This window comes from Streptomyces phaeochromogenes, assembly GCF_001418655.1.
GTDB lineage: Bacteria > Actinomycetota > Actinomycetes > Streptomycetales > Streptomycetaceae > Streptomyces > Streptomyces phaeochromogenes.
On the sequence record NZ_LIQZ01000122.1, the window covers coordinates 1 to 23,819 of the forward strand.

Sequence of the window (23,819 nt, forward strand, 5' to 3'; positions counted from 1 at the left end):
TCCGGTCGCCCTTGCGCCCGTCGACCTTCCCGAGCGGCACCGCGGCTCCCAGCCGGTCGACGCGGAACAGGACGAGCTTCTGGTCCGCGGTGAGCCCGCCGGCCCGCAGCCCACTGGGCGCGAGTGCCCCCGGCAGCCCGCCCCCACCACCCTTGGCCTCGACCCCGGCCCCGGAGTCGCCCTTCTCCGCCGACCCGCCCAACGCCCCGGCACCGACGGCACCGACCGTCCCGAGCGCCACCGCCATCGCCAGTACGCCCATGACTGCTTGCTTGCGCATCCGTACCCCCGTGAAGGTGCCGGCCCGCCCCCTGCGGACCGTCTGCCCCTCCTTCGGAACCCCCGGCCTCCCGGATTGCAAAAACCCCGGTTCCATTACATCCGTTACGGACGTAACAAAACCGGGGCATTTGAAAGGGGTCCGCGCCCCTTCTTCCTCAGGGGCGCGGACCCCTCCGCTTCAGAGCCGCGGCAACCTACTGCTTTCAGGGGCGCGGGGAACTGCGCAACCAGCCACGACGAACCCGCAGTCGGCAGCGAACACCAGCCACGCAGACACTCACCCGCAAAGCAGCCAGCGGCCAGCGACTAGCAGCCGATGAGGCGGCTCGCCAGGTACCCCTCGATCTGGTCCAGCGACACGCGCTCCTGCTTCATCGAGTCCCGCTCGCGAACGGTGACCGCGTTGTCGTCCAGCGTGTCGAAGTCCACCGTCACACAGAACGGCGTACCGATCTCGTCCTGCCGCCGGTAACGACGGCCGATGGCCCCGGCGTCATCGAAGTCGATGTTCCAGTTCTGGCGAAGCGCGGAGGCGAGCCCCTTCGCCTTCGGCGACAGCTCGGGGTTGCGCGACAGCGGAAGCACCGCGACCTTCACCGGCGAAAGACGGGGGTCGAGCCGCAGAACGGTCCGCTTCTCCATCTTGCCCTTGGCGTTGGGCGCCTCGTCCTCGACGTACGCGTCCAGCAGGAACGCGAGCATCGCGCGGCCGACACCGGCCGCCGGCTCGATGACGTACGGGGTCCAGCGCTCGCCGGCCTCCTGGTCGAAGTAGGACAGGTCCTGGCCGGAGGCCTTGGAGTGCGCGGAGAGGTCGTAGTCCGTGCGGTTGGCGACGCCCTCCAGCTCACCCCACTCGTTGCCGCCGAACTGGAAGCGGTACTCGATGTCGGCGGTGCGCTTGGAGTAGTGCGAGAGCTTCTCGGCCGGGTGGTCGTACCAGCGCATGTTCTCCTCGCGGAGACCAAGACCGGTGTACCAGTTCCAGCGCTCCTGCATCCAGAACTCCTGCCACTTCTCGTCCTCGCCCGGCTTGACGAAGAACTCCATCTCCATCTGCTCGAACTCGCGGGTGCGGAAGATGAAGTTGCCGGGCGTGATCTCGTTGCGGAAGGACTTGCCCATCTGCGCGATGCCGAACGGCGGCTTCTTGCGCGAGGTCTGCTGGACCTGGGCGAAGTTGGTGAAAATACCCTGCGCGGTCTCGGGGCGCAGGTAGGCGACGGAGCCGCTGTCCTGGGTGGGGCCGAGGTGCGTGGAGAGCAGGCCGGAGAACTGCTTGGGCTCGGTGAAGGTGCCCTTGTTGCCGCAGTTGGGGCAGTTGAGGTCGGCCAGGCCGTTCTCGGGGGTGCGGCCGTGCTTGGCCTCGTACGCCTCTTCAAGGTGGTCGGCGCGGTACCGCTTGTGACACGAGGTGCACTCGGTGAGCGGGTCGGAGAAAGTGGCGACGTGGCCGGAGGCCACCCAGACCTCGGTGGCCAGGATCACGGACGAGTCGATACCGACGACGTCCTCGCGCGACGTCACCATGTAGCGCCACCACTGGCGCTTGATGTTCTCCTTGAGCTCGACACCCAGCGGCCCGTAGTCCCAGGCGGCTCGCTGGCCGCCGTAGATCTCACTGCACGGGTAGACGAAGCCACGGCGCTTGCTCAGGCTGACGATGGTGTCGATCTTGTCGGCGGCCACGGTGCTCTCTTCATTACGACGACGGGCGACGAAGCGGTTGCTTCACAGCGATGCTTCAGAGCGAATGCTTCAGATTACCGGCGGCCCCTGCCCCCGGATCAAATCGGTTGGGCTCCTGGCCGCGCACCGTCCCCACCCCTCGCGCCACACCCCTCCCATATCGGGATGAAGCCCAGATCACAAGACGCGTTATTGACAATCGTTTCCAGAGTTGTTGAAAATGGGTGTCATGAACGTACGACGACGTCTTGTATCCGGCACCGCGGTCGCCGCTGCCACCGCCCTGGGTCTCGGGCTGCTCTCCGCCTGCTCGTCCGAGTCCAACGCGGCCGACGGCAACAGCGGGAAGCTCGACGTCGTGGCGTCGTTCTACCCGTTGCAGTTCATAGCCGAGCGAATAGGCGGGGACCACGTCAGTGTGAGCACGCTGACCGAGCCCGGCCAGGAGCCGCACGACCTGGAGATCAGCGCCAAGCAGACCGCGCAGCTCCAGGAGTCGGACGTGGCCCTCTATCTGAAGAACCTCCAGCCCTCCGTCGACGACGCGGTCGCCCAGTCCGAGATCAAGACCAAGATCGACGCGGCCACCCTCACCAGCCTGGAGAAGCACGGCAACGAGGTCGGCGGCCACGCGGCCGAGCACGACGACCACGAGGGCGAGGAGGGCGCCGGCGAGGACCCGCACATCTGGCTCGACCCCGTGAAGTACGCCGAGGTCGCCGAGGGTGTGGGCAAGGCCTTCGAGAAGGCCGACCCGGACAACGCGGCGGACTACAAGAAGAACACCGCGGCCCTGGTGAAGAAGCTGGACGGCCTCAACACGCAGTTCGAGGACGGCCTCAAGAACACGAGGACGAAGGTCTTCATCACCACGCACGCGGCCTTCGGCTATCTCGCCGAGCGCTACGGCCTCACCGAGGAGGCCATCAACGGCCTGGACCCGGAGAACGAGCCCAGCGCCAACCGCGTCAAGGACCTTGAGAAGATGGCCAAGGCCGACGGCGTCTCCACGGTCTTCTACGAGACCCTCGTCAGCGACAAGACCGCGAAGACCATCGCCGCGGACGCGAACCTCAAGACCGATGTGCTCGACCCGATCGAGGGCATCACGGAGAAGTCCCGCGGTGACGACTACTTCCAGGTGATGGAGTCCAACCTCAAGGCGCTGCAGTCGGCACTGGGCGCGAAATGACCAACCCCCGGAGGGTGGCGGTATGAAGGACGGCGGCACGAGGGACGAGCCCGGCGCATCGCCGGTCATCTCCCTGCGCGGTGTGACGGCCGAGCTCGGCTCACGCCCCGTCCTGCGCGGTATCGACCTCACCGTGAACCGCGGTGAGGTCGTCGCGCTGCTCGGCGCCAACGGCTCCGGCAAGTCGACGGCCGTCCGTACGGTCATCGGCCAAGTGCCGGTCACCAGCGGCGAGATCGAGCTGTTCGGCACCCCGCGGCGCCGCTTCCGCGACTGGTCGCGCGTGGGTTACGTACCGCAGCGCACGACCGCCGCCGGCGGGGTGCCCGCCACGGTGACCGAGGTGGTGTCCTCCGGACGGCTGTCCCGGGCCCGCTTCGGTGTCCTGCGCAGGGCCGACCGCGAGGCGGTTCAGCGGGCCATCGCCCTGGTCGGCCTCGCGGACCGTGCCAAGGACTCGGTGAACGCGCTGTCCGGCGGGCAGCACCAGCGCGTACTCATCGCCCGTGCCCTCGCCGCCGGGCCCGAGCTGCTGATCATGGACGAGCCGATGGCGGGTGTGGACCTGGCCAGCCAGGAGGTGCTCGCGGAGACCCTGCGCGAGCAGGTCGCCCAGGGCGCCTCCGTCCTGCTCGTCCTGCACGAACTGGGTCCGCTGGAGCCGCTGATCAACCGCGCGGTCGTGCTGCGGGACGGCTGTGTCATGCACGACGGCCCGCCCCCGCAGGCCCTCGGCCAGCACGCGCTGCCCGGCCACGACCACGTACACCCCCACGCGGCTCACGACGCCGAACCGATCCGGACGGGACTGCTGAGCTGATCGCCATGAACCTCGAAATCCTCGATTACGCCTTCATGCAGCGGGCCCTGCTCGCCGCCGTCCTCGTCGGCATCACCGCGCCCGCCGTCGGCATCTACCTCGTGCAGCGCCGCCAGGCCCTGCTGGGCGACGGCATCGGCCATGTCGCGATGACCGGCGTCGGCCTCGGCTTCCTGCTCTCCTGGTCCCCGGTGTGGATGGCGACGGCCGTCTCCGTGGTCGGCGCGATCCTGATGGAACTGATCCGCTGGTACGGCAAGACGCGCGGCGACATCGCGCTGGCGATGCTCTTCTACGGGGGCATGGCGGGCGGTGTGATGTTCATCAACCTCGCGCCCGGCGGCTCCAACGCCAACCTGACCTCGTACCTCTTCGGCTCGCTCTCCACGGTCTCCGAGGAGGACGTGACGGCGATCTGTCTGCTGGCGGCCTTCGTCGTGCTGGTCACGGTCGGGCTGCGGCGGCAGCTGTTCGCGGTGAGCCAGGACGAGGAGTTCGCGCGGGTCACCGGGCTGCCGGTGCGGGCCCTGAACCTGCTCACGGCCGTCACCGCGGCGGTCACCGTCACGGTCGCCATGCGGGTCGTCGGCCTGCTGCTGGTCTCCGCGCTGATGGTGGTGCCGGTGGCCGCCGCGCAGCAGCTCAGCCGCAGTTTCGCCGCCACGTTCGCGATCGCGGTGGCGATCGGGGTGAGCGTGACCATCGGCGGCACGGTGACCTCGTACTACCAGGACGTGCCGCCCGGTGCGACGATCGTCCTGTTGACCATCGGCGTGTTCATCCTGCTCACGGCGTTGGCGACACCACTGGCCCGGCGAAGGGCGCGGGCCGCCGCGCAGGCCGCGGCCCAGGAGGCCGGCGATCCGGCGGAGTGCGCGATTCCGGCCACGCGCGCACCCACCGGAAAGGTCGGCGTCTGACTGCGCCCGGTCCGGGCTGGCACAATGGCCCGGCAAGCCGCAGACGTTTGGAGGCAACGGTGACTACCGCTGGACCGCCCGTTCGGGGCCGTTCCACCCGGCAGCGTGCCGCCGTGGCGGCGGCGCTCGACGAGGTGGACGAGTTCCGCAGCGCCCAGGACCTGCACGACATGCTCAAGCACAAGGGCGACTCCGTCGGGCTGACCACGGTGTATCGCACGCTGCAGTCCCTTGCCGACGCGGGCGAGGTCGATGTCCTGCGCACGTCGGACGGCGAATCCGTGTATCGCCGCTGTGAGAGCGGCGACCACCATCACCACCTCGTGTGCCGTGTCTGTGGCAAGGCCGTCGAGGTGGAGGGACCGGCCGTGGAGAAGTGGGCGGAGGCCATCGCGGCGGAGCACGGTTATGTGAGCGTGGCTCACACGGTGGAGATCTTCGGCACCTGTGCGGAGTGCGCTGCGCGCGCCAAGGGGTAGGCGGGGAGCGGGAGTTCGCTTTCGGGTGCTGCCCGGTCGGGGTTGCTCGCGCAGTTCCTCGCGCCCCTAAAGGATTGCGCAGTTCCCCGCGCCCCTGAAAAGTGGGGCCGCGCCTGAGAAGCAGGGTCGCGTCCCTGGAACAAAGCAGCCGGTCGGCGTTCATTCGTCGGTCGGCTGAGTCATGCCCGGTTGTGGTCGGTCGTGTTTCAGGGCCGCCAAGTCCTCACCAAGGCAACGCAAAGTAACGCCATGTGACAGAGGGATAACCCTCGACCTCTTCGGGCGCTGATGACATGCACTCATCAACGGTGCCAATGTTCCCCCAGCCATCCCCCACGTCTCGCGCACCCCCACCCCTCATAGGAGTCCCGAGTGAGACGATCCACCAGCAACACCCCCCACAGATCCGCCGGATCCGCCAGATCCGCCCGTAGGGCCACCGCGGCCGGCGCACTGGTCGCCACCGCCGCGCTCCTGGCCGTCGGAGTCCAGACCGTCCCGGCCGCCGCCAAGCCCACGGCACCGAGCCCCAGCCCCCTGCGCACCGGGGCCCAGGAGGCGAAGCTCACCCCCACCCAGCGCACCGCGCTGATCAAGAGCGCGACGCAGAAGACCACGAAGACCGCCACCACCCTCGGCCTCGGTGCCAAGGAGAAGCTGGTCGTCAAGGACGTCGTCAAGGACAACGACGGCACACTGCACACCCGTTACGAGCGCACATGGGCCGGGCTGCCGGTGCTCGGCGGCGACGTCGTGGTGCACACCCCGCCCGCCTCGCAGGCCTCGGGCACGGTGAGCAGCACCTTCAACACCAAGCAGACCATCAAGGTGCCCTCCACCACCCCGGCCTTCAGCAAGTCGGCAGCCGAGACCAAGGCACTCGGCGCGGCCAAGGCCCTGGACGCCGAGAAGGCCACCACCGACAGCGCCCGCAAGGTGATCTGGGCCGGCAGCGGCACCCCGAAGCTCGCCTGGGAGACGGTGATCGGCGGTCTCCAGGACGACGGCACGCCCAGCAGGCTGCACGTCATCACCGACGCCACGACCGGCGCGAAGCTCTACCAGTACCAGGACATCAAGACCGGCACCGGCAACAGCCAGTACAGCGGAACGGTCACCATCGGCACCACGCTGTCCGGTTCGACGTACCAGCTGAACGACACCACGCGCGGCACCCACAAGACGTACAGCCTGAACAACGGCACGTCCGGCACGGGCACCCTGATGACGGACGCCGACGACACCTGGGGCACCGGGTCCGGCTCCAACACCCAGACCGCCGGTGTCGACGCGCACTTCGGCGCGCAGACCACGTGGGACTTCTACAAGAACACCTTCGGGCGCAGCGGCATCAAGAACGACGGGGTCGCGGCCTACTCGCGCGTCCACTACAGCAGCGCGTACGTCAACGCGTTCTGGGACGACGACTGCTTCTGCATGACGTACGGCGACGGGACGAGCAGCACCCACGCGCTCACCTCGCTGGACGTGGCCGGCCACGAGATGTCGCACGGCGTCACCTCCAACACGGCGAACCTCACCTACTCCGGTGAGTCGGGCGGGTTGAACGAGGCGACCTCCGACATCTTCGGCACCGGTGTGGAGTTCTACGCCAACAACAGCACGGACGTCGGCGACTACCTCATCGGCGAGAAGATCGACATCAACGGCGACGGCACGCCGCTGCGTTACATGGACGAGCCCGACAAGGACGGCTCCTCCTACGACAGTTGGTACTCCGGCATCGGCAGTGCGGACGTCCACTACTCCTCGGGCCCGGCGAACCACATGTTCTACCTGCTCTCCGAGGGCAGCGGCTCCAAGACCATCAACGGCGTGACCTACAACAGCCCGACCTCCGACGGTGTCGCCGTCGCGGGCATCGGCCGGGCCGCCGCCCTGCAGATCTGGTACAAGGCGCTGACGACGTACATGACGTCCAGCACCACGTACGCCCAGGCCCGCACCGCCGCGCTGAACGCCGCCGCGGCGCTCTACGGCAGCAGCTCCACCCAGTACGCCGGGGTCGGCAACGCCTTCGCCGGTGTCAACGTCGGCAGCCACATCACCGTGCCGACCACCGGGGTCACAGTCACCAACCCGGGCAGCCAGTCGTCCACGGTCGGCACGGCGGTGAGCCTGGCGATCACGGCCAGCAGCACCAACAGCGGCACGCTGACGTACGCGGCGAGCGGTCTGCCGACGGGCCTGTCGATCAGCAGTTCCACGGGCACCATCTCCGGCACCCCGACGACAGCGGGCACGTACAGCAGCACCGTCACGGTGACCGACAGCACGGGCGCCACCGGTACGGCGTCCTTCACCTGGACGGTCAGCGCGAGCGGCGGCGGCTCCTGCACCTCGGCGCAGCTCCTGGGCAACCAGGGCTTCGAGTCCGGGAGCACCACCTGGACGGCCACCAGCGGGGTCATCACCAACTCCAGCAGCCAGGCGGCCCGGACCGGCTCGTACAAGGCCTGGCTGGACGGCTACGGCTCGACGCACACCGACACGCTGTCCCAGTCGGTGACGATCCCGAGCGGCTGCACGGGCACCACGTTCACGTTCTACCTGCACGTCGACACGGCGGAGACCACCACCAGCACGCAGTACGACAAGCTGACGGTGACCGCCGGGTCGACGACTCTGGCCACCTACTCCAACCTGAACGCGGCCAGCGGGTATGTCGCCAAGTCCCTGAGCCTGTCGGCCTATGCCGGTACGACCGTCTCGCTGAAGTTCACCGGTGTCGAGGACTCCTCGCTGCAGACGAGCTTCGTGATCGACGACACGGCGGTGACGACCGGCTGACCCCTGTCCCTCCCCGTACGGCAGCGGCACCCGGCGTGGGAACGCCGGGTGCCGCTGTGCCAGCTCGTACGGGTTGTGCTCAGACCTCGGTGTTGCCCTTCATGTCCCGTTCCATCTCCAGCAGTTGCTCGTTCGGGACCGCTCCGCCGAAGCGGCGGTCGCGGGAGGCGTACTCCACGCACGCACGCCACAGGTCGCGGCGGTCGAAGTCGGGCCACAGGACGTCCTGGAAGACCATCTCGGCGTAACTGGACTGCCAGATCAGGTAGTTGGACGTGCGCTGCTCGCCGCTCGGGCGCAGGAACAGGTCCACGTCCGGCATGTCCGGGTAGTAGAGGTACTTCTGGATGGTCTTCTCGGTGACCTTGTCCGGGTCGAGCTTCCCGGCGGCGACATCGGCTGCCAACGCCTTCGCGGCGTCGGCGAGTTCGGCGCGACCGCCGTAGTTGACGCAGAAGTACAACGTCATCGCGTCGTTCTTCTGCGTCTGCTCCTGGGCGATCTGGAGCTCCTGGACGACGGACTTCCACAGCTTGGGCATGCGGCCGACCCAGCGGATCCGGATGCCGAGCTCGTCCATCTCGTCACGGCGGCGCCGGATGACGTCCTTGTTGAAGTTCATCAGGAAGCGGACCTCCTCGGGCGACCGCTTCCAGTTCTCCGTCGAGAAGGCGTACAGCGAGAGGTTCTTGACGCCCAGCTCCAGACAGCCCTTGAGGACGTCCATGACGACACCCTCGCCGACCCGGTGCCCCTCGGTGCGCGGCAGCCCGCGCTCCTTGGCCCAGCGGCCGTTCCCGTCCATCACGCACGCCACGTGGTTCGGGATCAGCTCGCCGGGGAGCTTGGGCGAGCGGGCGCCGGACGGGTGCGGCTCCGGCGTCTTGTACTCGCGGCGCTGGCGCCCCAGGATCCCGCGTACCACCATGTGCTTCTCGTCTCCTCTTACGTGACGTGCCTACGGGTACTTCTCTGCTTGCTATTGCCTATTTCTCCACGTACCGCAGCGAGCGCAGTCCGCGCTCCAGGTGCCAGTGCAGATAGGCCGACACCAGACCGCTGCCCTCGCGGACGTACCGCGACTCGCAGGCGTCCGCGGTCGCCCAGTCGCCCGTCAGCAGCGCGGCGAGCAGTTCGAGGGCCCCTGCCGAGGGTACGACGCTGCCGGGCACCCGGCAGTCGACGCAGACGGAACCTCCCGCGGCGACCGAGAAGAACCGATTCGGTCCCGGCATTCCGCACTTCGCGCAGTCGCCGAAGCTCGGCGCGTAGCCGTTCACGGCGAGTGAGCGCAGCAGGAAGGCGTCGAGGATGAGGTGCGGCTCGTGCTCGCCCTGCGCGAGCGTCCGCAGCCCGCCCACCAGCAGCAGATACTGCTGCACGGCCGGCTCGCCCTCGTGGTCGGTGAACCGCTCGGCGGTCTCCAGCATGGCCGTCCCGGCGGTGTACCGCGCGTAGTCGGCGACGATCCCGCCACCGTACGGAGCGATGGTCTCGCTCTGCGTGCACAGCGGCAGCCCGCGCCCGATCAGCTCGCTCCCCCGCGCGAAGAACTGCACGTCGACATGGGAGAAGGGTTCGAGCCGCGCCCCGAACTTCGACTTGGTCCGCCGCACGCCCCGCGCGACGGCCCGCACACGCCCGTGACCGCGAGTGAGCAACGTGATGATGCGGTCCGCCTCACCCAGCTTCTGGGTGCGCAGGACGACACCGTCGTCCCGGAAGAGACTCATCGCGCGCCCCCGCGGGTTTCCGGCTGGGGGTACGGGGGTCGTCCCCCGGGAGACTGCAGCATGATGCGGTCCGCCTCACCCGGCTTCTGGGTGCGCAGGACAACGCCGTCGTCGCGGAACAGGCTCATGGGCCCATTCTCGCGTACGGAGTCAGCGGGTGTGGTCGGGGTGGCTGATCGCGTGCCAGGGCGCCATGTTCCACGGGCTGGCCCGGTTCGCGGGGTCCAGGAGGGACTTCAGATGGGCGTCCGAGACGGCCTGTGGGGCCGGGGCGTCCGGGGTGCCCTGAAGATTCTCCCGCCAGACCATCCTGCCGAGCAGGTAGTGCTCGGCGTACTCGTTCCAGGAGGCGTACGACCTCACCACCGCCGGGACGATGTTCTTGAGCGCGGTCCACGCGTCGGCCTCGCCGAGCATCCCGCACGCGAAGCCCCGGCGGGTGATGTCGACGTACAGACCCGCGTCCCACGCCAGGGGCTCGACGCCGCCGAGCCGCCGCCGGGCGCCGGCGCGGTAACCGGACCGGGCGAGGCCGTCGAGCCGGCCGACCAGTTCGTCACGCGAGGTGATCTCCCACTGGTCGGCCAGCCAGCGCCCGGCCTTGTCGTCGTCGATGCGGGTGAACGGGTACAGGGTCGTCCGCGAGGAGTCCTTGTCACGGTTCACCGGCGCGCTGAGCGACACCATCCACAGCTGGTGCATGGTGAGCGGCACGGGGTACTTGCGCGCGGCCTTCCGCCTGCGACGTTTCCATATCCATATCGCCATGGCGCAGCACCCTATGACAGGCCCCTCCGGGCGTTTCAGGGGACCTCGCCACGGCTGCGTGCGTTGGCGTACGCGGTGGCCGCGCTGAGACGTTCCGCCGCGGTGGCTCCCCGGACGGTGTCCGGTGCGCAGTCCCACTCCTTGCCGCCGCCGTACGGCCTGAGCTGTACGTAGGGTCCCTCGTGCCCCATCACCACGCCCACCCTTCCCGTCCTCGTGTCGACGACGTACGTCCCGACCTTCGGCTTCATCCCAGCACCGCCGCGAGTCGCGCCGCCGTCTCGACGGAACACCGTCCCAATTCGACGAGCGGACAAGGGGCCTCCCGCGCCAAACTTGCCGGGTCGATCCCGAGTGTCGGCAACTTAATTCCTGCGGTTGCCAGTGCCGCGCGCAATTCCTTCACCGTTTCCTCCGCTTGTTCGACACACGCCGCCGAGTGCTGTGCGGCGTGGCCGATCCCGTCAGCCTTCACCGTGTTCCCCTTTCCAATTGGGTTTCACGCTTTTCATCTCCACGGTGACGCTTGCCGCTTAGACTTTGGAAGACCTCTACGCTCAGCAACGTCGGTGCAGTACACGGCAGTACAAGGGGGCTTGGCCATGGCCAATGGTTCGCGACAGGCTGCTTGGGAGTTCTTCGGTACGGAGTTGAAGAGGCGCCGCGAGGATGCGGGGTTAACCCAAGTGGACTTGGGTCATCGCGTTTTTGTGTCGGGCGGCTACATCGGGCAATTCGAACAGGCCATTCGGAAACCGCAGTTGGATGTGGCGAAGAGGATCGACGAGGTCCTGCAAACCGACGGCTTTTTCGAGCGCACGTGGCGAAAGCTCATCGATGACCGGCGGTATGCGGAGTATTTCGCGACGGTTGTGGAGTTGGAGCGCCTCGCAACAAAGCTCTGCGACTTCGCGCCGGTGCTGGTACCGGGCCTCCTGCAGACCTCGGCGTACGCGGAGGCCGTCACCCTGGCGACCAACCCCTTCGCCACCGGGGAGTACGTGCAGGAGAGGGTCGCGGCCCTGCTGGAGCGTGCGCACATCCTGGACGGCACTACACGGCCCGAGTATTGGGCGATCCTGCACGAGAACGTGCTGCGCATCCCGGTGGGCGGGCCGGACGTGATGGCCGGTCAGTTGGAGCACGTGGTCACCATGGCTCGCGAGCAGAAGGTACTGGTCACGGTCCTCCCGTACTCGGCGGCAGCGTTCGCTGCGATGGCCGGGATGATGACGCTCATGGAGTTCCCGGACGCTCCCCCAATCGCCTATACAGAAGCCGTGTATTCGGGGAATCTGCTCGACGATCCGGCCCTGGTGAAGCGCATGCAGGGGACATACGATCTGCTCAGGGTCGCCGTGCTGTCGCCGAAGGCGTCCCTGGCCCTGGTCGAATCGGCGGCTGAGGACTACAGACGATGCGCGAGTTCGACCTGAGCAACGCCCACTGGCGCAAGAGCACGTACAGCGACGGCAACGGCGGCAGCTGCGTCGAGGTCGCCTACGACTTCATAGGCGCCGCCCGCTGGCGCAAGAGCAGTTACAGCGGCGGCAGCGGCGGGGAGGACTGCCTCGAAGTCGCCGACGGCGTCCCCGGTGTCGTGCCCGTGCGGGACAGCAAAGTCGTGGGCGGGCCCTTCCTGTTGGTCGGTGCCAACGCGTGGCTCGCCTTCGTCGGGGGGCTCGGGCGGTGAGCGTCAGCCGGTCAGGGCGACGTACAGCCCGACCGCCCAGAACAGCGTGGCGACCAGGCCACAGACGACCAGGACGAGTGTCCAGCCGACGTGGTTGACGGTGAGCGGGCCCGTTGCCCGGCTCGGGTCGAGCGGGTCGTAGGTGACATCGAGTCGTCCCACCCCCGTCGTGATGCCCCCCACCGAGCCGCGTGACTCGACCCGCGTGAGGTCCCTTCCCTCGGCCGTCCGGAAGCTGAGCTTCTGGAAGTAGAAGACGTTGCCCCCGAACCCCCGTACCGTCCCCTCGCTGCGGCCGGAGACGGTGATGCCGCGGCGGCGCAGGACGACGAGATCGCGTACCAGCCGGACCCAGCAGAAGTACAGGAGCCCCAGGCCGCCGGGTCCCAGCCAGCCGAACGCCAGGATCACCGGACCGGTGTCGCCCGCGCCGTACTGCCCGATGAGCAGGAGCACGGCGGCGTAGGCGACGGCCCCGATGCCGACCATGAGGCCGCGGCGAGCCCGTGGGCTCATGCTCGGCTGCCGGGTGTCCACGAGGACCAGCGCGTGTCCGTCGGGCACGGCGGTCGTGGTGTCCAGGGCTCGCTGGAGCGACTCGGTGAAGGCCCGGGCCGCGTGGGCGTTGCGGGTCGGTATCGAAACACCCGCGCCGAGCCCGTGCCGTGCGGCGCCGGGATCCCCGCTCAGGTCGATGCGTACGTCACCGTCGGGCGTCAACTCGGCGGCCCGCAGGGCGCGTACGGGCACGGTCCAGGTGGTGGCCCCTTGGACGAGCCGCAGCCGCTGCCCGTCGAACCGCGCCGTGATGCCTCCGCCGGCCAGCACGATCTCGTTCGCACCGTCTCTTGATGATCTGTCTGACATGGCCGGATCGTAGCGGCGGGGGCGGTTCGCGGCGCCGGGATTCCGGGGGTCGGCGGCACGGAGCCGACGGGGCAGGACAGCGCCGGGCTCGTGCCGGTGGTGAGGTGGCGTCGCGGCCCCCTCCCCCGCGTGGGGCCGCGTGCCTGCCGGCCTCGAACTGCCCGGCGCTGTCACCACCCAGCGTGCGGGGTGGTGGAGTGCGGAACAACGCTTTCGAATTTCGTCTAAAAGCTCAGGCGCGCCGACGGTGTCGAGCGTGGTGACATGGGCGGTGGGACCACGTGGCCCGGGGAGGGATCTGTGGCGGAGTCGAGGGTGCGGCTGGGGCCGGTCGACCGGCTGAAGGTCGAGGTCGCGTACCGGCCGGGCACCACGCTGGTCTCTCTGCTGGTCGATGCCCTGGGTGGCCGTCCGCAGGGTGTGCTCCCGCACGTGCGGCGAACCGTCCGCGCCGGACTGCCGCGGGACGCCGCCCAGTTGCTGCCCCCGCTCTTCGTACCCGGGGTGTCGCCCATACCGGACTGGCTGTCGATGGACGCGGCCGGCTCGGACCAGGAGATCCGCGAAGCGCTGGCGCGGATGCGTGACCTGTCGGCCGACACCGTGCTGGCGGGGATCGACTTCACGTTCGGCGGGCGGATACCGGACCGGTGGGAGCCGGCGCTGCGCGACCCCCGCCGGTACGCCGTGGCCTTCGCGGACGCGCTGGACGCCGTCCGGACGACGTGCGCGCCGGCGCTGCGGCGGACGCGGGCCGTCTACGAGCGGGAGGCCGAGCGCGTCGGGATCGCCTCGGTGACGGGGCAGATCGGGATCGTCCTGTCCCAGCTCAACGGCCTGTGGAGGCTGGACGGCGACGATCTCGTCTACAACGGCGGCCGGATCGGCGACCATGCCGTCGGCGACCGGCGCTTCCTCCTGGTCCCGCTGCTGTCCGGCACCAACGCCTCCATCTTCAGCCTCGACACCCAGGACAGCGTCTCGCTCGGCTACCCGGCCCGAGGTCTGGCGCTCGCCTGGAACGTGCAGGAGCCCCTGGCGGAGTCCCACGACGCGCTGAGCCACGTCGCCGGCCGGGTCCGGGCGAGGATCCTCCGCTACCTGCACCACGGCCCGACCGTGAGCGAGACGGCCGCCCACCTCAACTGCACTCCGGCAACAGTCACTTACCACTGCCACCAACTGGAGGACGCAGGCCTCCTCGTCCGCGAGCGGCGCGGCCAGTCCGTCAGAATGAGCCTCACTCCACGCGGCGAGGCCCTCGTCGAGCTGCTGACCCAGTAGGGCTCCGTTACCACTGGAGCCGCTCGACGCGGCTCGGCTTTATTCGGTTGCAGCTCCCCCTGTCCGCCCCTCACCATGGGCGGGAAACCGGGAGCTGCCCGGTGCTCCACGAGAGGAGGCACGACGGTGACCACGACTGTCCTCGGCCTGCCCGCAGACCGCCTCTCTCTTGCCTCATGGAGTACCTCCAGCGATGTCTCACGACGATCTCTCGCAGCACCTTCAGCAGCCTCAGAGCTCTCAGCAACCGGCCTTTCCTGACGACTTCACCGCCGCCCCCTACCGGCACGTCCCGCCACCGGGCGACGCGGTACTGGACGACCTCGACGACCGGTTCGTCTTCGACTTCCAGGCCTACGACGACCTCCCGGACGGCCAGCGCTGGTCGACCTGGCTCAGCGTGGAACCCCTCTGCCGGGGACCCGAGCCGCGCCCGGACTGGGTGGTGACCTCGCAGGGCGCGATCGACACCGAGCTCGGTGTCCTCAAGACCGGCAAGGAGGCCGACGTCCACCTCGTCGAGCGCGCCGACCAGCGCGACCCCGCCGGCGGCGTGGTCATGGCGGCCAAGCGGTACCGCTCCCCCGAGCACCGGTCCTTCCACCGCTCCGCGTCCTACACCGAGGGCCGCTCGATGAAGCGCTCACGCGACGAGCGGGCCATCAAGCGCAAGAGCACCTTCGGCCGACAGGTCGCGGCCGGCGAGTGGGCCGTGTCCGAGTGGAGTGCGCTGGTGCGGCTCTGGAACCTCGGGCTGCCGGTTCCCTACCCGGTCCAGATCGACGGCACCGAGATCCTGATGGAGTGGATCACCGTCCTCGACGAGGACGACGCCGTCCAGACGGCGCCCCGGCTCGCCCAGACCCGGCCCTCACCCGAGCTGCTGGCGGCGTACTTCGAGCAGCTCACCGACGCGCTCGCGACGATGGTGCAGAACGGCCTCGTACACGGCGACCTCTCGGCGTACAACATCCTGGCGGCGGGCGAGCGACTGGTCGTCATTGACCTGCCGCAGATCGTCGACCTGGTCGGCAACCTCAACGGGATGACCTTCCTCCAGCGCGACTGCGCCAACATCTGCGGCTGGTTCCGCTCGCGGGGCCTCGACGTCGACGAAGACGCGCTGTTCGCGGAACTGATGGCACACGCCTTCTGAACCGGACGGCCGGCTGGTTGGCCGACTGGTTGGCCGTCCGGCCGACACGACGGAGTGCGGGTGGTCGGGGTTCACCGCCGTCAGCGGGATCGCCCCGGCTGCCCGCACCCGTTGCGTTTCGCCCGCTCGACGCGGTGTCGTTGTTGGGGAGCCACTGGCTCAGCACGACCCGGCACGGAAGACGTGGAAGCCCAGGGCCGCGACGAGTTGGACCCCCGCGGCCGTCAGGAGCGCGGTGGGCAGTGAGTACGTCGCGAGCGGGCCCGCGACGGCCGCACCGAGCGCGAAGCCGGTGATCTTCAGGCTGGCGCCTGTGGTGAAGACCTGGCTGCGCAGGCGTTCCGGCGACTCCCGGTGCCGGATCGCCAACAGCGCGGCGAGTTGCGGGCCTTCGCCCACGCCCGCCGTCAGGGCCGCCGCCACGACCAGGACCGGGTGGCCTGTCGCGGACAGTACGAGCGCGACCGCCAGGAGCAGTGTGCTGGACCAGATGATCGTGTCCGGCGCGATGGTCCGGGGCCGGCGTGCGAGTACGGCGTTGGCGGCGAGGGCCGAGACCGCCGTGCAGGTCAGGAGCAGCGTGCCCTCGGCGGCCGAACCGAAGGCCCGCTCGCCGAGCAACGGGGTGCAGGTGATCAGCATGCCCAGGCCCGTGCAGGAGACGACCGAGGCGAGGGTGGCCCGGGCCAGTGGTCGGGTGCGGGTGATGGCGCGGATGCCTGCGGCGAGGTCGGCGGTCAGGGATGCAGCTGGTGGGGTCTTGTCCCGGTCCCGGTCCCGGTCCCTGCCCATCGGCAGGGTCCACGCCGCGGGCAGGGCGAAGGCGATCAGCGCCGCCGACGCCACCACGGCGGCCGGTGCTCCCAGGAGATGCGCGAGCGCTCCGGCCAGTGCCGGGCCGACCAGACTCGCCAGGCTGAACGTCATCGCGTCGAGCGCGTTCGCTCGCGGCATCCGTTCGCGGGGTACGACCCTGGGGAGTTGGGCGGTCCAGCCGCCGGAGAGGGCCGGACCGAGCAGTCCCGTGAACACGGCGATCAGGACGGTGAGTTCGAGGGGAAGGCGGCCGAGGCTCAGGAGGATCAGCACCAGGCCCGTTCCGTAGAGGGCGAGGGCCCGGGCCAGCAGGCGGCCCGGCCTCGGGGACCTGTCGAGGAGCGCGCCGAGCAGCGGGCCGCCGACCGCCGCCGAGACCGTGATGCCCGCGAGCAGCGCCGACGCCTCCGTGGCCGACCCTCCGACCGCGTAGCCCGCCAGCAACAGCGCCGGGCCGGACATCTCGTCACCCGCCCGCGCCGCTGCCGCCCCGGCAAGGAAGGACCCCATCGCGTAACGCCTCTTCATCAGGACGACGTTACGTACGTAACTCAAACCTGCGCAATATGCGTTACACGCGCTACATTCGGTCCATGGCAGCCCTCACCGACGACTGGTCCACGCGGCACTCCGTCCTGGCCAACGCCCGGCGCACCGCGGCCCTGATCAACGCCCTGTCCGGTACGGACGACCGCGAGCCACAGCCCAAGTCGGCAGCCGAAGTCGAAGCCGCCACCGTCGCCGTCGCCGAAGTACTGCGGGAGTACGGCGAGTCGGAGCCCGTCGAGCTCGCCCCGGACGACGTCGTACGGATGCGTGTGGCCGCTCTCCTCCTCCGTGAGGTCTTCGCCGCCGAGGACGTCGACGCCGCCGCTGCTGCCCTCAACCGCCTGCTGGCGGAACAGACCGGACCGCTGCGGCTCACCTCGCACGGCGGCAGCGCTCCATGGCACCCCCACCTCGACAGCCACGACGACGCCCCCTGGGACGAGTGGTTCCTGACCTCGTCCTGCCTGGCGCTGACCGTCCTCCTCTGGGACCACCAGCGCCCGCCCGGCGGCCTGTGCGCCTCCCCGGCCTGCCGGAACGTCTACATCACCTCGGGCCCGGGCCCGGCCCGCCGCTACTGCTCCCGACGCTGCGCGACCCGCGAACGCGTCGCGGCCCACCGCCGGGGGCAGAGGGCCACGGACACCAAATCGCACTCGGGCTCGGGCTCGGGCTCGGGCTCGGGCAACTCGTAGTACGTGGTTCAGTCGCAGACCGGGAAGTACTGCCTGGGCGTGACCCCCACGATCCGTCGGAACGCCGCCACGAAGGAACTGGCGGAGGCGTAACCCACGCGCCGGGCCACCGCCTCCGTCGTCAGCCCCTCGGCGAGGAGCGGCATCGCGAGCTGCATGCGCAGGCGTTCGCGCCACTGGCCGAAGGCGAGGCCCGTCTCGGCGACGAAGAGCCGGGCCAAGGTACGGGCGCTCGCGCCGACCTCCCTGCCCCAGGACTCCAACGCCCGCCCGTCGTCCGGGTGTTGGGCGAGGGCCCGGGCCACCGCCCGCGTCCGGGGATCCCGGGGCTCGGTCACGGACACGCTCGTCACCGGTACGGGACGCAGTACGTCGAGGAGTACGGCCTCGGCCCGCGACCGGGCGTCCGGGGCGAGGTCGGTGCGTACGAGGTGGTCGACGAGGGCCCGGAGCAGCGGGTCCACGCCCACCACCGTGGGCTCGGTCCAGGTGATCTCCGGGCACGCCGCCGGGTTCACGTACGGAGTCCGCATGACGGCGTCGCCCTCCGCCTCCGTCGTGTGGGCCAGCCCGGCGGGGATCCACAGTGCCAGCGAGGGCGGCAGCAGCCAGGCGCCCCGCTCGCTGGTCACCCGCAGCAACCCCTTTGCGGCCCAGGCGAGTTGGTGGAACGTATGCCGGTGTCGGCCGAACCCGCTGCCCCTCGGCATCGCGAAGTGGCCGACGAAGATCGCGGTGGCGGCCGGCGGCCCGGAAGGCTGTCCGGCCGACTGCCCGACCGGCTGTCCGGCCGGCTGTCCGTTTGGCGACATGAAACGGCAGCGTAGCCCGTGTCGGACACCGTCACCCCGCTCGTACCGTCGTCCCATGCCGATGAACCGAGCACACCGCAAGCTGTGCAGCTCCGAGAAGTGGGCCCTGACGACCAGGGACCACATCCTCCCCTGGACCCTGGCGGACGTACCCCTCGGCGACGACGTACTGGAGATCGGTCCGGGCTACGGCGCGAATCTGCGCGTACTGATCGAACAGGTCCCCCGTGTCACGGCCGTCGAGATCGACGAGGGCACGGCCGCCCTGCTGGAGGGGAAGTGGGGCGACCGGGCCACGATCCTGCACGCCGACGGAGCCGCGATGCCGCTGCCGGACGGGAGCTTCTCCTCCGTCGTCTGCTTCGTGATGCTCCACCACGTGCCGACGGCCGCCCAGCAGGACCGGATCTTCGCGGAGGCGCACCGCGTGCTGCGGCCCGGCGGTGTCTTCGCCGGGTGCGACAGCCAGCCGAGCTTCAGGTTCCGGGTGCTGCACTTCCGGGACACGATGAACACGGTGGATCCGGCCGGCCTTCCGGACCGTCTCGCGAAGGCGGGCTTCACGGACGTGTCGGTGGACCGGCACCCCGAATCCGGCTCCGTCCGCTTCCGCGCCACCCGCCCTTGAACCCGACACCTCAGCAGCCAACACGCCCGTGAACCCGACCGGCCGCGGACCGCTCAGCAGCCCGCCCGGCCGTAGTGCCGGGCCACCGCGTGGAATGCCTCCTTCGGCTCCCAGTGCCAGCCCGAACTCGGGTCGTCGGGGCGGTCCTTGATGGGCTTGACGATGGCGTACGAGGCCATGTCGAGGTCGTAGAGCGGCTTGTCGGGGCGGTGCGGAGCGTCGGCGGTGACGAACTCGAACGCCATCGCCGCGTGCAGGTTCATCGACTCGAAGACATCGAGGAGATCGGTGAGGTACGCGGCCTGTACGCGTTCACTGCGCACCACGTTCCCCTTGATCTCCGGCGGTGTCTTGCCGTAGTCGACGATGCTCCAGCCCATCCCGCCCTGCTCCGGGGCGCCGACGAACGTACAGGTGCCGAACTCGGTGATGGCGAGCGGCTTGCCCCAGCGCTGGAACTTCCGCAACTCACGTACGTAGTCGGCCCGTTGCGGGAAGTACGAGTAGTAGTCGATCCCCACGATGTCGAAGAGGTTCCAGTCGACGTTCTCGAACGTCGGGTCCTGCATGGCGGCGTAACTGAGCCTGCCGCGGAAGACCGACCGCCCGACCGCCGCCGCCTTCGCGGTGAACGCGGCCAGCCGCTTCTGCACCTTCGCGAGATCGAAGTTGCCCTTCTCCAGGTTGTCGATCCGCTCGAAGACGTCGGCCCCCGGCACGATCCCCGGCACGAACAGCCAGAACTCGCACCCCACGGCGAGCGTGACCCGGGCGCCCTGCTTCCGCAGCCGTTCCCCGTGCCGGCCCGCCTCCGCCAGGTGCTCCAGGATCTCCCGCTCCGGCACGTCCCCCAGCGTCGGCTGCAGCCAGACGTGCAGCCCGCGCCCGGCGACCTCGCTCGCCGTGGCGTTCAGCCGCTCGACCCCGTCCCCGGTGACCTCGACGGTGTCGGCGTGCAGGTCGTCCGCGATCGCCCGGACGTCGGCGCGCATCCGCCGCTCGCTCCACGCCGTCCCCGGGGTCTCCCCTGCCCCGACCGTGTAGACGACGCCTCGGTGCGTGAGCCCGCGCGCATCGCCCTCGGCCGCGGCTCGCGGCGAGGGCGACTTAGACGGCGAGGGCGAGGGCGAGGGCGACCTGGACGGGGGCGTCGAGGCCGACGCCCCGGTGGCCGGCAGTCCCGCCGCCGCTCCGACCCCCATGACCGCCGCTGCTGCCATGAACCGCGCCCTGCTGATCCCCGCGCTCTCACCCTTGCCCTTGCCGTTCCCCGTGTTCTCCATGCCGCCAGTCTGTTGAGCCGGGGCGCTTCCGGCTGTCGGCCGATGGTCTACGGCGCCCCGACCAAGGGATGAACGTCCGCCGCCGGAAGTGGCCGGGAGCTGTGTGCCAGCCATGAGTTCCTGAGCGTTGACCATGTCATTTACAGAATTGTTGACACTTTTGTCGCGACCGAATTACGTTCGCGACAACGAGATCGGCGGACGTGGGAGACATCGTGAAGCACAGGGCAGTGAAGCGCAGGAGTGTCGTCTTGGGGATCGGCGCGACCGCGGGCGTCGCGGCGGCCGGCGGCTTCGCCCTGAGCGCGCAGGCGTCCGGCGGATCCGGAGCGAGGGCGTCGGGCGCGTCGGGTGCCCTCGCCTTCGACAAGGACGCGTACACGGAACTGACGACGACGATCACGGACGCCGCCGGTGACAAGCACGAGGTGAAGTACCACTTCTACAAGGCCATCACGTACGTCACCAAGCCGGTCGACGAGAAGTACCAGAGCCTGAACGTCAGCGTTCCGGTCGAGATCGACGGCAAGGCGGTGGACGCCACCGGCGCCCCGATCCTCCTCGCCAACTCCGTCGGCGGTTACATGCCCTCGTCCGTCGCGGAGGCCACCGGCGTGGGCGGCGGCGAGATGACCGGCGGCCCCGGCGGCGGGGCGACGGGCGGCGCGAGCGCCTCACCCAGTACGTCCGCCTCCGCGTCAAGCGGCACCGGCACCGGCGGCGTGCAGTCCGGCGGCAACGCGATGGTGAACGCCCAGGGCGAGATGGTCAACCTCGGCAAGCTGGCCCTGGTGACGGGGTACGTCGTCGTGGAGCCGGGCGCCCGGGGCCGCACCCTCGTCGACTCGGACGGCACGTACTACGGCACCGCCCCAGCCGCCATCGTCGACCTGAAGGCCGCGGTCAGGTACGTACGCGCCAACAAGGGCCGTATCCCCGGCAACACCGACCGGATCGTCTCCTCCGGGACCAGCGCGGGCGGCGCGCTGTCCGCGCTGCTCGGCGCGTCCGGCGACAGCCCGCTCTACGACACGTACCTCAAGGAGCTGGGCGCGGCCGACGCGAGCGACGCCGTCTTCGCCAGCGGCGACTGGTGCCCGATCACCGACCTCGAACACGCCGACATGGCGTACGAGTGGAACTGGGGCGCCAACAAGCTGAGTTCGGGCTCGCTGGTCGACCGGACCGTGTCCAAGGAACTGAGCACCGCGTTCGCCGACTACCAGGCGTCCCTCAAGCTGCGGGCGAAGGGCTTCGGCACCGTCACGGCCCGCAACCTCGACGAGTACCTGGTGAAGACGTATCTGGAGCCGTCGGCCACCAAGTACCTCGCCGCCCTGTCGGACTCCGCCCGTGCGACCTACCTGGCCGCGAACACCTTCATCACCTGGTCCGGCGGAAAGGCGACCTTCTCCTGGGCCGACTTCCTCACCCATGTGGGCGCCCGGAAGAAGGACACCCCGGCGTTCGACGCCTTCGACCTCTCCTCGGGCGAGAACAACCTGTTCGGTACGGGGACCACGAAGGCCCGCCACTTCACGCTCTACAGCCTGCGCCACGAGGGCAGCGCCAGCGCTCGGCTCCCCGGTGACCTGCCCGGGAAGATCGACCTGATGAACCCGATGCACTTCATCGCGAAGCGCAACCCGGCCCGCTCCAAGCACTGGTGGATCCGGGTCGGCACCAAGGACAGCGACACCTCGCTGACCGTCGTCGGCAACCTCGCGCTGAGCCTGGAGAACCTGGGCGACGACGTCGACGCCTTCATGTACTGGGACGGCGCGCACGGCTCCAACGAGGACCCGGCCGACTTCATGGCCTGGATCGCCAAGGTGACGGGCTACAAGAAGCGCTCCGCGAAGTAGCACCCAGCCGCCGCCCCACCCCCAGAGCAGCGGGGCCCGTTCCCGTCATGAACCGGGCCCCGCTCCTTCCTCGAACCGACGTACGTACGTCCGCTGCCACGGCGTCTCCACGGCGTGGCGGTCGTAGTTCCGTCGTACGAACTCCACGGCCTCCTCGGGCGGTACGCCGTCCAGGACGGCGAGGCAGGCCAGTGCCGTGCCGGTCCGTCCGCGACCGCCCCCGCAGGCGACCTCGACGCGCTCGCCGGAGTCCGCGGCGCGCCCCCAGGTCTCCGTGAGGACCTTCCGCGCGTCCGCCCTGTCCCTGGGCAGCCAGAAGTCCGGCCACTTCAACCACCGTGTGTCCCAAGGGACTTCGGGCGGCTGTTTACCGAGGAGATAGAGGCCGTACGTCGGCGGGACCGCCGAGGGGTCGAGTCCGTGCCGCAGCCCCCGGCCCCGTACCAACCGCCCGGACGGCAGCCGCAGTACACCTGCCGCCCCCTCGTCCCAGCCCTCGCTCATCCGACCCCCCGTGACTCCTGCGCGGCCCGCGCCTCGATACCGCGGAAATGGTCCGCCATCGCTTTCTGCGCCCCCTCCACGTCTCCTGCTCTCAAGGCGATGACGATGTCACGGTGGCGGCGGACCGTCACGTCGGGTGTCGGATCGTCCGTCCAGCCCCGCACACCGGCGACCCGCCGGAACACGGTCCAGAAGGCGCCCAACAGCTGTGGCACCAGGGCGTTTCCGAGTGACGCGTACAGCAACTCATGGAATTCCCGGTCGAGTTCGGGGAACGGACAGCCTGCCCGGCCCGCCTCCTCCATCCGTTCCACCACGGCCTCCAGCCGCTCCAGCTCCGCGTCCGAGAGAGTGCCCGCGACCCGCCGGACGAGCCCCTCCTCCAGGACCTCCCTGATCTGGAGTATCTCGGCCAACGCGCCTGTGTCGTCGCCCTGTTGGGCCAGCGTGCGGAAGGTCAGGCCGTCGACGAGCGGGGTCAGTGACGCCTCGCCGACGTAGGTGCCGTAGCCGTGTCTGATCTCCACGATGTCGAGGGCCTGGAGTGCCTTGAGGGCCTCGCGGACGGAGTTGCGGCTGACGCCGAGGGACTCCATCAGTTCGGCCTCGGTGGGCAGGGGCGCGCCGGCCCGGAGCCTGCGGTCGAGGATCAGCTGCATGACCTCGCGCCGGATCTGACTGCTCACCCGCGGCTCACGGACCGAGCGCGCCCGGGGGACGGAGTTCCGGGGGTTCCGGGGGCCCTCTTGGCTCGGGCTGTCGTTCCTGGAGTCGTCGGATACGCGCCGCTCAGACATGCGCCGCATCGTACGCGCGCCGGACATCCCACGTCCCACCTCCTGTCAGGATCGGCCGTCAATCGGTGGTTGACCGACCGTCAACTCGGCGCGTTCCAGGGCGACATTGGTTGCACCTCTGGAAGAAACGGCATTCGTGCGCGCTCCCTTGACCACCCCCACGCGCCCTCTTATGG

At 69.6% G+C, this 23,819-nt stretch carries 24 protein-coding genes and 1 pseudogene; 12 read left to right on the forward strand and 13 right to left on the reverse strand.

Annotated elements, in window-relative coordinates:
• Together AOK17_RS17450 and AOK17_RS17455 are read right to left on the reverse strand one after the other, a co-directional pair.
• Nucleotides 1-280: pseudogene (locus tag AOK17_RS17450) on the reverse strand (DUF4394 domain-containing protein); the annotation flags it as partial.
• Nucleotides 281-588: 308 nt separating this feature from the next.
• Nucleotides 589-1,971 carry a glycine--tRNA ligase gene (locus AOK17_RS17455; protein WP_055613410.1) on the reverse strand — a complete coding sequence of 461 codons (1,383 nt, stop codon included), beginning with the start codon at nt 1,969-1,971 and terminating at the stop codon, nt 589-591.
• A gap of 229 nt (nt 1,972-2,200) precedes the next feature.
• Between AOK17_RS17455 and AOK17_RS17460 the strand changes: the two genes are divergently transcribed.
• The 5 genes from AOK17_RS17460 (at nt 2,201) to AOK17_RS17480 (ending at nt 8,193) form a co-directional block, all read left to right on the forward strand.
• Nucleotides 2,201-3,163 (forward strand): metal ABC transporter solute-binding protein, Zn/Mn family, encoded by a 963-nt coding sequence (locus AOK17_RS17460; protein ID WP_055613411.1) that lies wholly within the window; start codon nt 2,201-2,203, stop codon nt 3,161-3,163.
• 22 nt (nt 3,164-3,185) lie between these two features.
• The gene (locus AOK17_RS17465; protein WP_055613412.1) at nt 3,186-3,983 is read left to right on the forward strand and encodes a metal ABC transporter ATP-binding protein; all 798 of its coding nucleotides are present in this window, start codon (nt 3,186-3,188) and stop codon (nt 3,981-3,983) included.
• Nucleotides 3,984-3,988: 5 nt separating this feature from the next.
• Nucleotides 3,989-4,903 (forward strand): metal ABC transporter permease, encoded by a 915-nt coding sequence (locus AOK17_RS17470; protein WP_055613413.1) that lies wholly within the window; start codon nt 3,989-3,991, stop codon nt 4,901-4,903.
• Nucleotides 4,904-4,962: 59 nt separating this feature from the next.
• Nucleotides 4,963-5,382 (forward strand): Fur family transcriptional regulator, encoded by a 420-nt coding sequence (locus AOK17_RS17475; protein WP_055613414.1) that lies wholly within the window; start codon nt 4,963-4,965, stop codon nt 5,380-5,382.
• Nucleotides 5,383-5,754: 372 nt separating this feature from the next.
• Nucleotides 5,755-8,193 (forward strand): M4 family metallopeptidase, encoded by a 2,439-nt coding sequence (locus tag AOK17_RS17480; RefSeq protein WP_079053085.1) that lies wholly within the window; start codon nt 5,755-5,757, stop codon nt 8,191-8,193.
• A 79-nt stretch (nt 8,194-8,272) separates the two neighbouring features.
• On the opposite strand, the gene AOK17_RS17485 is transcribed toward AOK17_RS17480, so the two are convergent.
• The 5 genes from AOK17_RS17485 to AOK17_RS48525 form a co-directional block, all read right to left on the reverse strand.
• Nucleotides 8,273-9,121, reverse strand: coding sequence for an isoprenyl transferase (locus AOK17_RS17485; RefSeq protein ID WP_055613415.1), 849 nt, complete (start codon nt 9,119-9,121; stop codon nt 8,273-8,275).
• Between the two features lie 58 nt (nt 9,122-9,179).
• Nucleotides 9,180-9,926: a DNA repair protein RecO gene (gene recO / locus AOK17_RS17490; RefSeq protein ID WP_055613416.1), complete on the reverse strand. Its 747-nt coding sequence runs from the start codon at nt 9,924-9,926 to the stop codon at nt 9,180-9,182.
• Nucleotides 9,927-10,076: 150 nt separating this feature from the next.
• Nucleotides 10,077-10,694 (reverse strand): DUF1266 domain-containing protein, encoded by a 618-nt coding sequence (locus tag AOK17_RS17495; RefSeq protein ID WP_055613417.1) that lies wholly within the window; start codon nt 10,692-10,694, stop codon nt 10,077-10,079.
• 35 nt (nt 10,695-10,729) lie between these two features.
• Entirely contained in the window at nt 10,730-10,945 is a 216-nt protein-coding gene (locus AOK17_RS17500) for a hypothetical protein (RefSeq protein ID WP_055613418.1), read from the reverse strand.
• The gene (locus AOK17_RS48525; RefSeq protein ID WP_206190781.1) at nt 10,942-11,169 is read right to left on the reverse strand and encodes a hypothetical protein; all 228 of its coding nucleotides are present in this window, start codon (nt 11,167-11,169) and stop codon (nt 10,942-10,944) included. Before AOK17_RS48525 ends, AOK17_RS17500 begins: the two co-directional genes overlap by 4 nt.
• A 127-nt stretch (nt 11,170-11,296) precedes the next feature.
• On the opposite strand from AOK17_RS48525, the gene AOK17_RS17505 reads away from it, so the two are divergent.
• Complete coding sequence (locus tag AOK17_RS17505; protein WP_055613434.1) at nt 11,297-12,130, forward strand: helix-turn-helix domain-containing protein; 834 nt, start codon at nt 11,297-11,299, stop codon at nt 12,128-12,130.
• Complete coding sequence (locus tag AOK17_RS17510; RefSeq protein ID WP_055613419.1) at nt 12,112-12,387, forward strand: DUF397 domain-containing protein; 276 nt, start codon at nt 12,112-12,114, stop codon at nt 12,385-12,387. Before AOK17_RS17505 ends, AOK17_RS17510 begins: the two co-directional genes overlap by 19 nt.
• Nucleotides 12,388-12,390: 3 nt before the next feature.
• Here AOK17_RS17510 and AOK17_RS17515 read toward each other — a convergent pair whose 3' ends face one another.
• Nucleotides 12,391-13,254 carry a hypothetical protein gene (locus AOK17_RS17515; RefSeq protein WP_157881347.1) on the reverse strand — a complete coding sequence of 288 codons (864 nt, stop codon included), beginning with the start codon at nt 13,252-13,254 and terminating at the stop codon, nt 12,391-12,393.
• Nucleotides 13,255-13,554: 300 nt separating this feature from the next.
• Between AOK17_RS17515 and AOK17_RS17520 the strand changes: the two genes are divergently transcribed.
• Nucleotides 13,555-14,538, forward strand: coding sequence for a winged helix-turn-helix domain-containing protein (locus tag AOK17_RS17520; protein ID WP_157881348.1), 984 nt, complete (start codon nt 13,555-13,557; stop codon nt 14,536-14,538).
• A gap of 193 nt (nt 14,539-14,731) precedes the next feature.
• Nucleotides 14,732-15,694, forward strand: a complete 963-nt coding sequence (locus AOK17_RS17525) for a serine protein kinase RIO (RefSeq protein WP_055613422.1) — start codon at nt 14,732-14,734, stop codon at nt 15,692-15,694.
• Between the two features lie 159 nt (nt 15,695-15,853).
• On the opposite strand, the gene AOK17_RS17530 is transcribed toward AOK17_RS17525, so the two are convergent.
• On the reverse strand, nt 15,854-17,038 hold the full coding sequence (locus AOK17_RS17530) for an MFS transporter (protein ID WP_055613423.1): 1,185 nt from the start codon (nt 17,036-17,038) through the stop codon (nt 15,854-15,856).
• A gap of 65 nt (nt 17,039-17,103) precedes the next feature.
• On the opposite strand from AOK17_RS17530, the gene AOK17_RS17535 reads away from it, so the two are divergent.
• Complete coding sequence (locus AOK17_RS17535) at nt 17,104-17,754, forward strand: CGNR zinc finger domain-containing protein (protein WP_063997241.1); 651 nt, start codon at nt 17,104-17,106, stop codon at nt 17,752-17,754.
• A gap of 8 nt (nt 17,755-17,762) precedes the next feature.
• On the opposite strand, the gene AOK17_RS17540 is transcribed toward AOK17_RS17535, so the two are convergent.
• On the reverse strand, nt 17,763-18,566 hold the full coding sequence (locus AOK17_RS17540) for an AraC family transcriptional regulator (protein ID WP_055613425.1): 804 nt from the start codon (nt 18,564-18,566) through the stop codon (nt 17,763-17,765).
• A gap of 55 nt (nt 18,567-18,621) precedes the next feature.
• On the opposite strand from AOK17_RS17540, the gene AOK17_RS17545 reads away from it, so the two are divergent.
• Nucleotides 18,622-19,194, forward strand: coding sequence for a class I SAM-dependent methyltransferase (locus tag AOK17_RS17545; RefSeq protein WP_055613426.1), 573 nt, complete (start codon nt 18,622-18,624; stop codon nt 19,192-19,194).
• Nucleotides 19,195-19,247: 53 nt separating this feature from the next.
• Here the strand turns inward: AOK17_RS17545 and AOK17_RS17550 are convergent, their stop codons facing one another.
• Complete coding sequence (locus tag AOK17_RS17550) at nt 19,248-20,477, reverse strand: glycoside hydrolase family 113 protein (RefSeq protein WP_055613427.1); 1,230 nt, start codon at nt 20,475-20,477, stop codon at nt 19,248-19,250.
• A gap of 215 nt (nt 20,478-20,692) precedes the next feature.
• Between AOK17_RS17550 and AOK17_RS17555 the strand changes: the two genes are divergently transcribed.
• The gene (locus AOK17_RS17555) at nt 20,693-22,342 is read left to right on the forward strand and encodes a subtype B tannase (RefSeq protein ID WP_245697204.1); all 1,650 of its coding nucleotides are present in this window, start codon (nt 20,693-20,695) and stop codon (nt 22,340-22,342) included.
• Nucleotides 22,343-22,387: 45 nt separating this feature from the next.
• Here AOK17_RS17555 and AOK17_RS17560 read toward each other — a convergent pair whose 3' ends face one another.
• Together AOK17_RS17560 and AOK17_RS17565 are read right to left on the reverse strand one after the other, a co-directional pair.
• A complete protein-coding gene (locus AOK17_RS17560; protein WP_055613428.1) occupies nt 22,388-22,846 on the reverse strand; it encodes a protein-tyrosine phosphatase family protein in 459 nt (152 codons plus the stop codon).
• The gene (locus AOK17_RS17565) at nt 22,843-23,532 is read right to left on the reverse strand and encodes a FadR/GntR family transcriptional regulator (protein ID WP_055613436.1); all 690 of its coding nucleotides are present in this window, start codon (nt 23,530-23,532) and stop codon (nt 22,843-22,845) included. Before AOK17_RS17565 ends, AOK17_RS17560 begins: the two co-directional genes overlap by 4 nt.
• Nucleotides 23,533-23,819: the final 287 nt, after the last annotated feature.

Coding starts and splice junctions, on each gene's coding strand:
- AOK17_RS17460 (WP_055613411.1), top strand. CDS start 2,201: ATGAACGTACGACGACGTCTTGTATCCGGCACCGCGGTCGCCGCTGCC.
- AOK17_RS17465 (WP_055613412.1), top strand. CDS start 3,186: ATGAAGGACGGCGGCACGAGGGACGAGCCCGGCGCATCGCCGGTCATC.
- AOK17_RS17470 (WP_055613413.1), top strand. CDS start 3,989: ATGAACCTCGAAATCCTCGATTACGCCTTCATGCAGCGGGCCCTGCTC.
- AOK17_RS17485 (WP_055613415.1), bottom strand. CDS start 9,121: ATGGTGGTACGCGGGATCCTGGGGCGCCAGCGCCGCGAGTACAAGACG.
- recO (WP_055613416.1), bottom strand. CDS start 9,926: ATGAGTCTCTTCCGGGACGACGGTGTCGTCCTGCGCACCCAGAAGCTG.
- AOK17_RS17495 (WP_055613417.1), bottom strand. CDS start 10,694: ATGGCGATATGGATATGGAAACGTCGCAGGCGGAAGGCCGCGCGCAAG.
- AOK17_RS17500 (WP_055613418.1), bottom strand. CDS start 10,945: ATGAAGCCGAAGGTCGGGACGTACGTCGTCGACACGAGGACGGGAAGG.
- AOK17_RS17505 (WP_055613434.1), top strand. CDS start 11,297: ATGGCCAATGGTTCGCGACAGGCTGCTTGGGAGTTCTTCGGTACGGAG.
- AOK17_RS17510 (WP_055613419.1), top strand. CDS start 12,112: ATGCGCGAGTTCGACCTGAGCAACGCCCACTGGCGCAAGAGCACGTAC.
- AOK17_RS17515 (WP_157881347.1), bottom strand. CDS start 13,254: ATGTCAGACAGATCATCAAGAGACGGTGCGAACGAGATCGTGCTGGCC.
- AOK17_RS17525 (WP_055613422.1), top strand. CDS start 14,732: ATGTCTCACGACGATCTCTCGCAGCACCTTCAGCAGCCTCAGAGCTCT.
- AOK17_RS17530 (WP_055613423.1), bottom strand. CDS start 17,038: ATGAAGAGGCGTTACGCGATGGGGTCCTTCCTTGCCGGGGCGGCAGCG.
- AOK17_RS17535 (WP_063997241.1), top strand. CDS start 17,104: ATGGCAGCCCTCACCGACGACTGGTCCACGCGGCACTCCGTCCTGGCC.
- AOK17_RS17540 (WP_055613425.1), bottom strand. CDS start 18,566: ATGTCGCCAAACGGACAGCCGGCCGGACAGCCGGTCGGGCAGTCGGCC.
- AOK17_RS17545 (WP_055613426.1), top strand. CDS start 18,622: ATGCCGATGAACCGAGCACACCGCAAGCTGTGCAGCTCCGAGAAGTGG.
- AOK17_RS17550 (WP_055613427.1), bottom strand. CDS start 20,477: ATGGAGAACACGGGGAACGGCAAGGGCAAGGGTGAGAGCGCGGGGATC.
- AOK17_RS17560 (WP_055613428.1), bottom strand. CDS start 22,846: ATGAGCGAGGGCTGGGACGAGGGGGCGGCAGGTGTACTGCGGCTGCCG.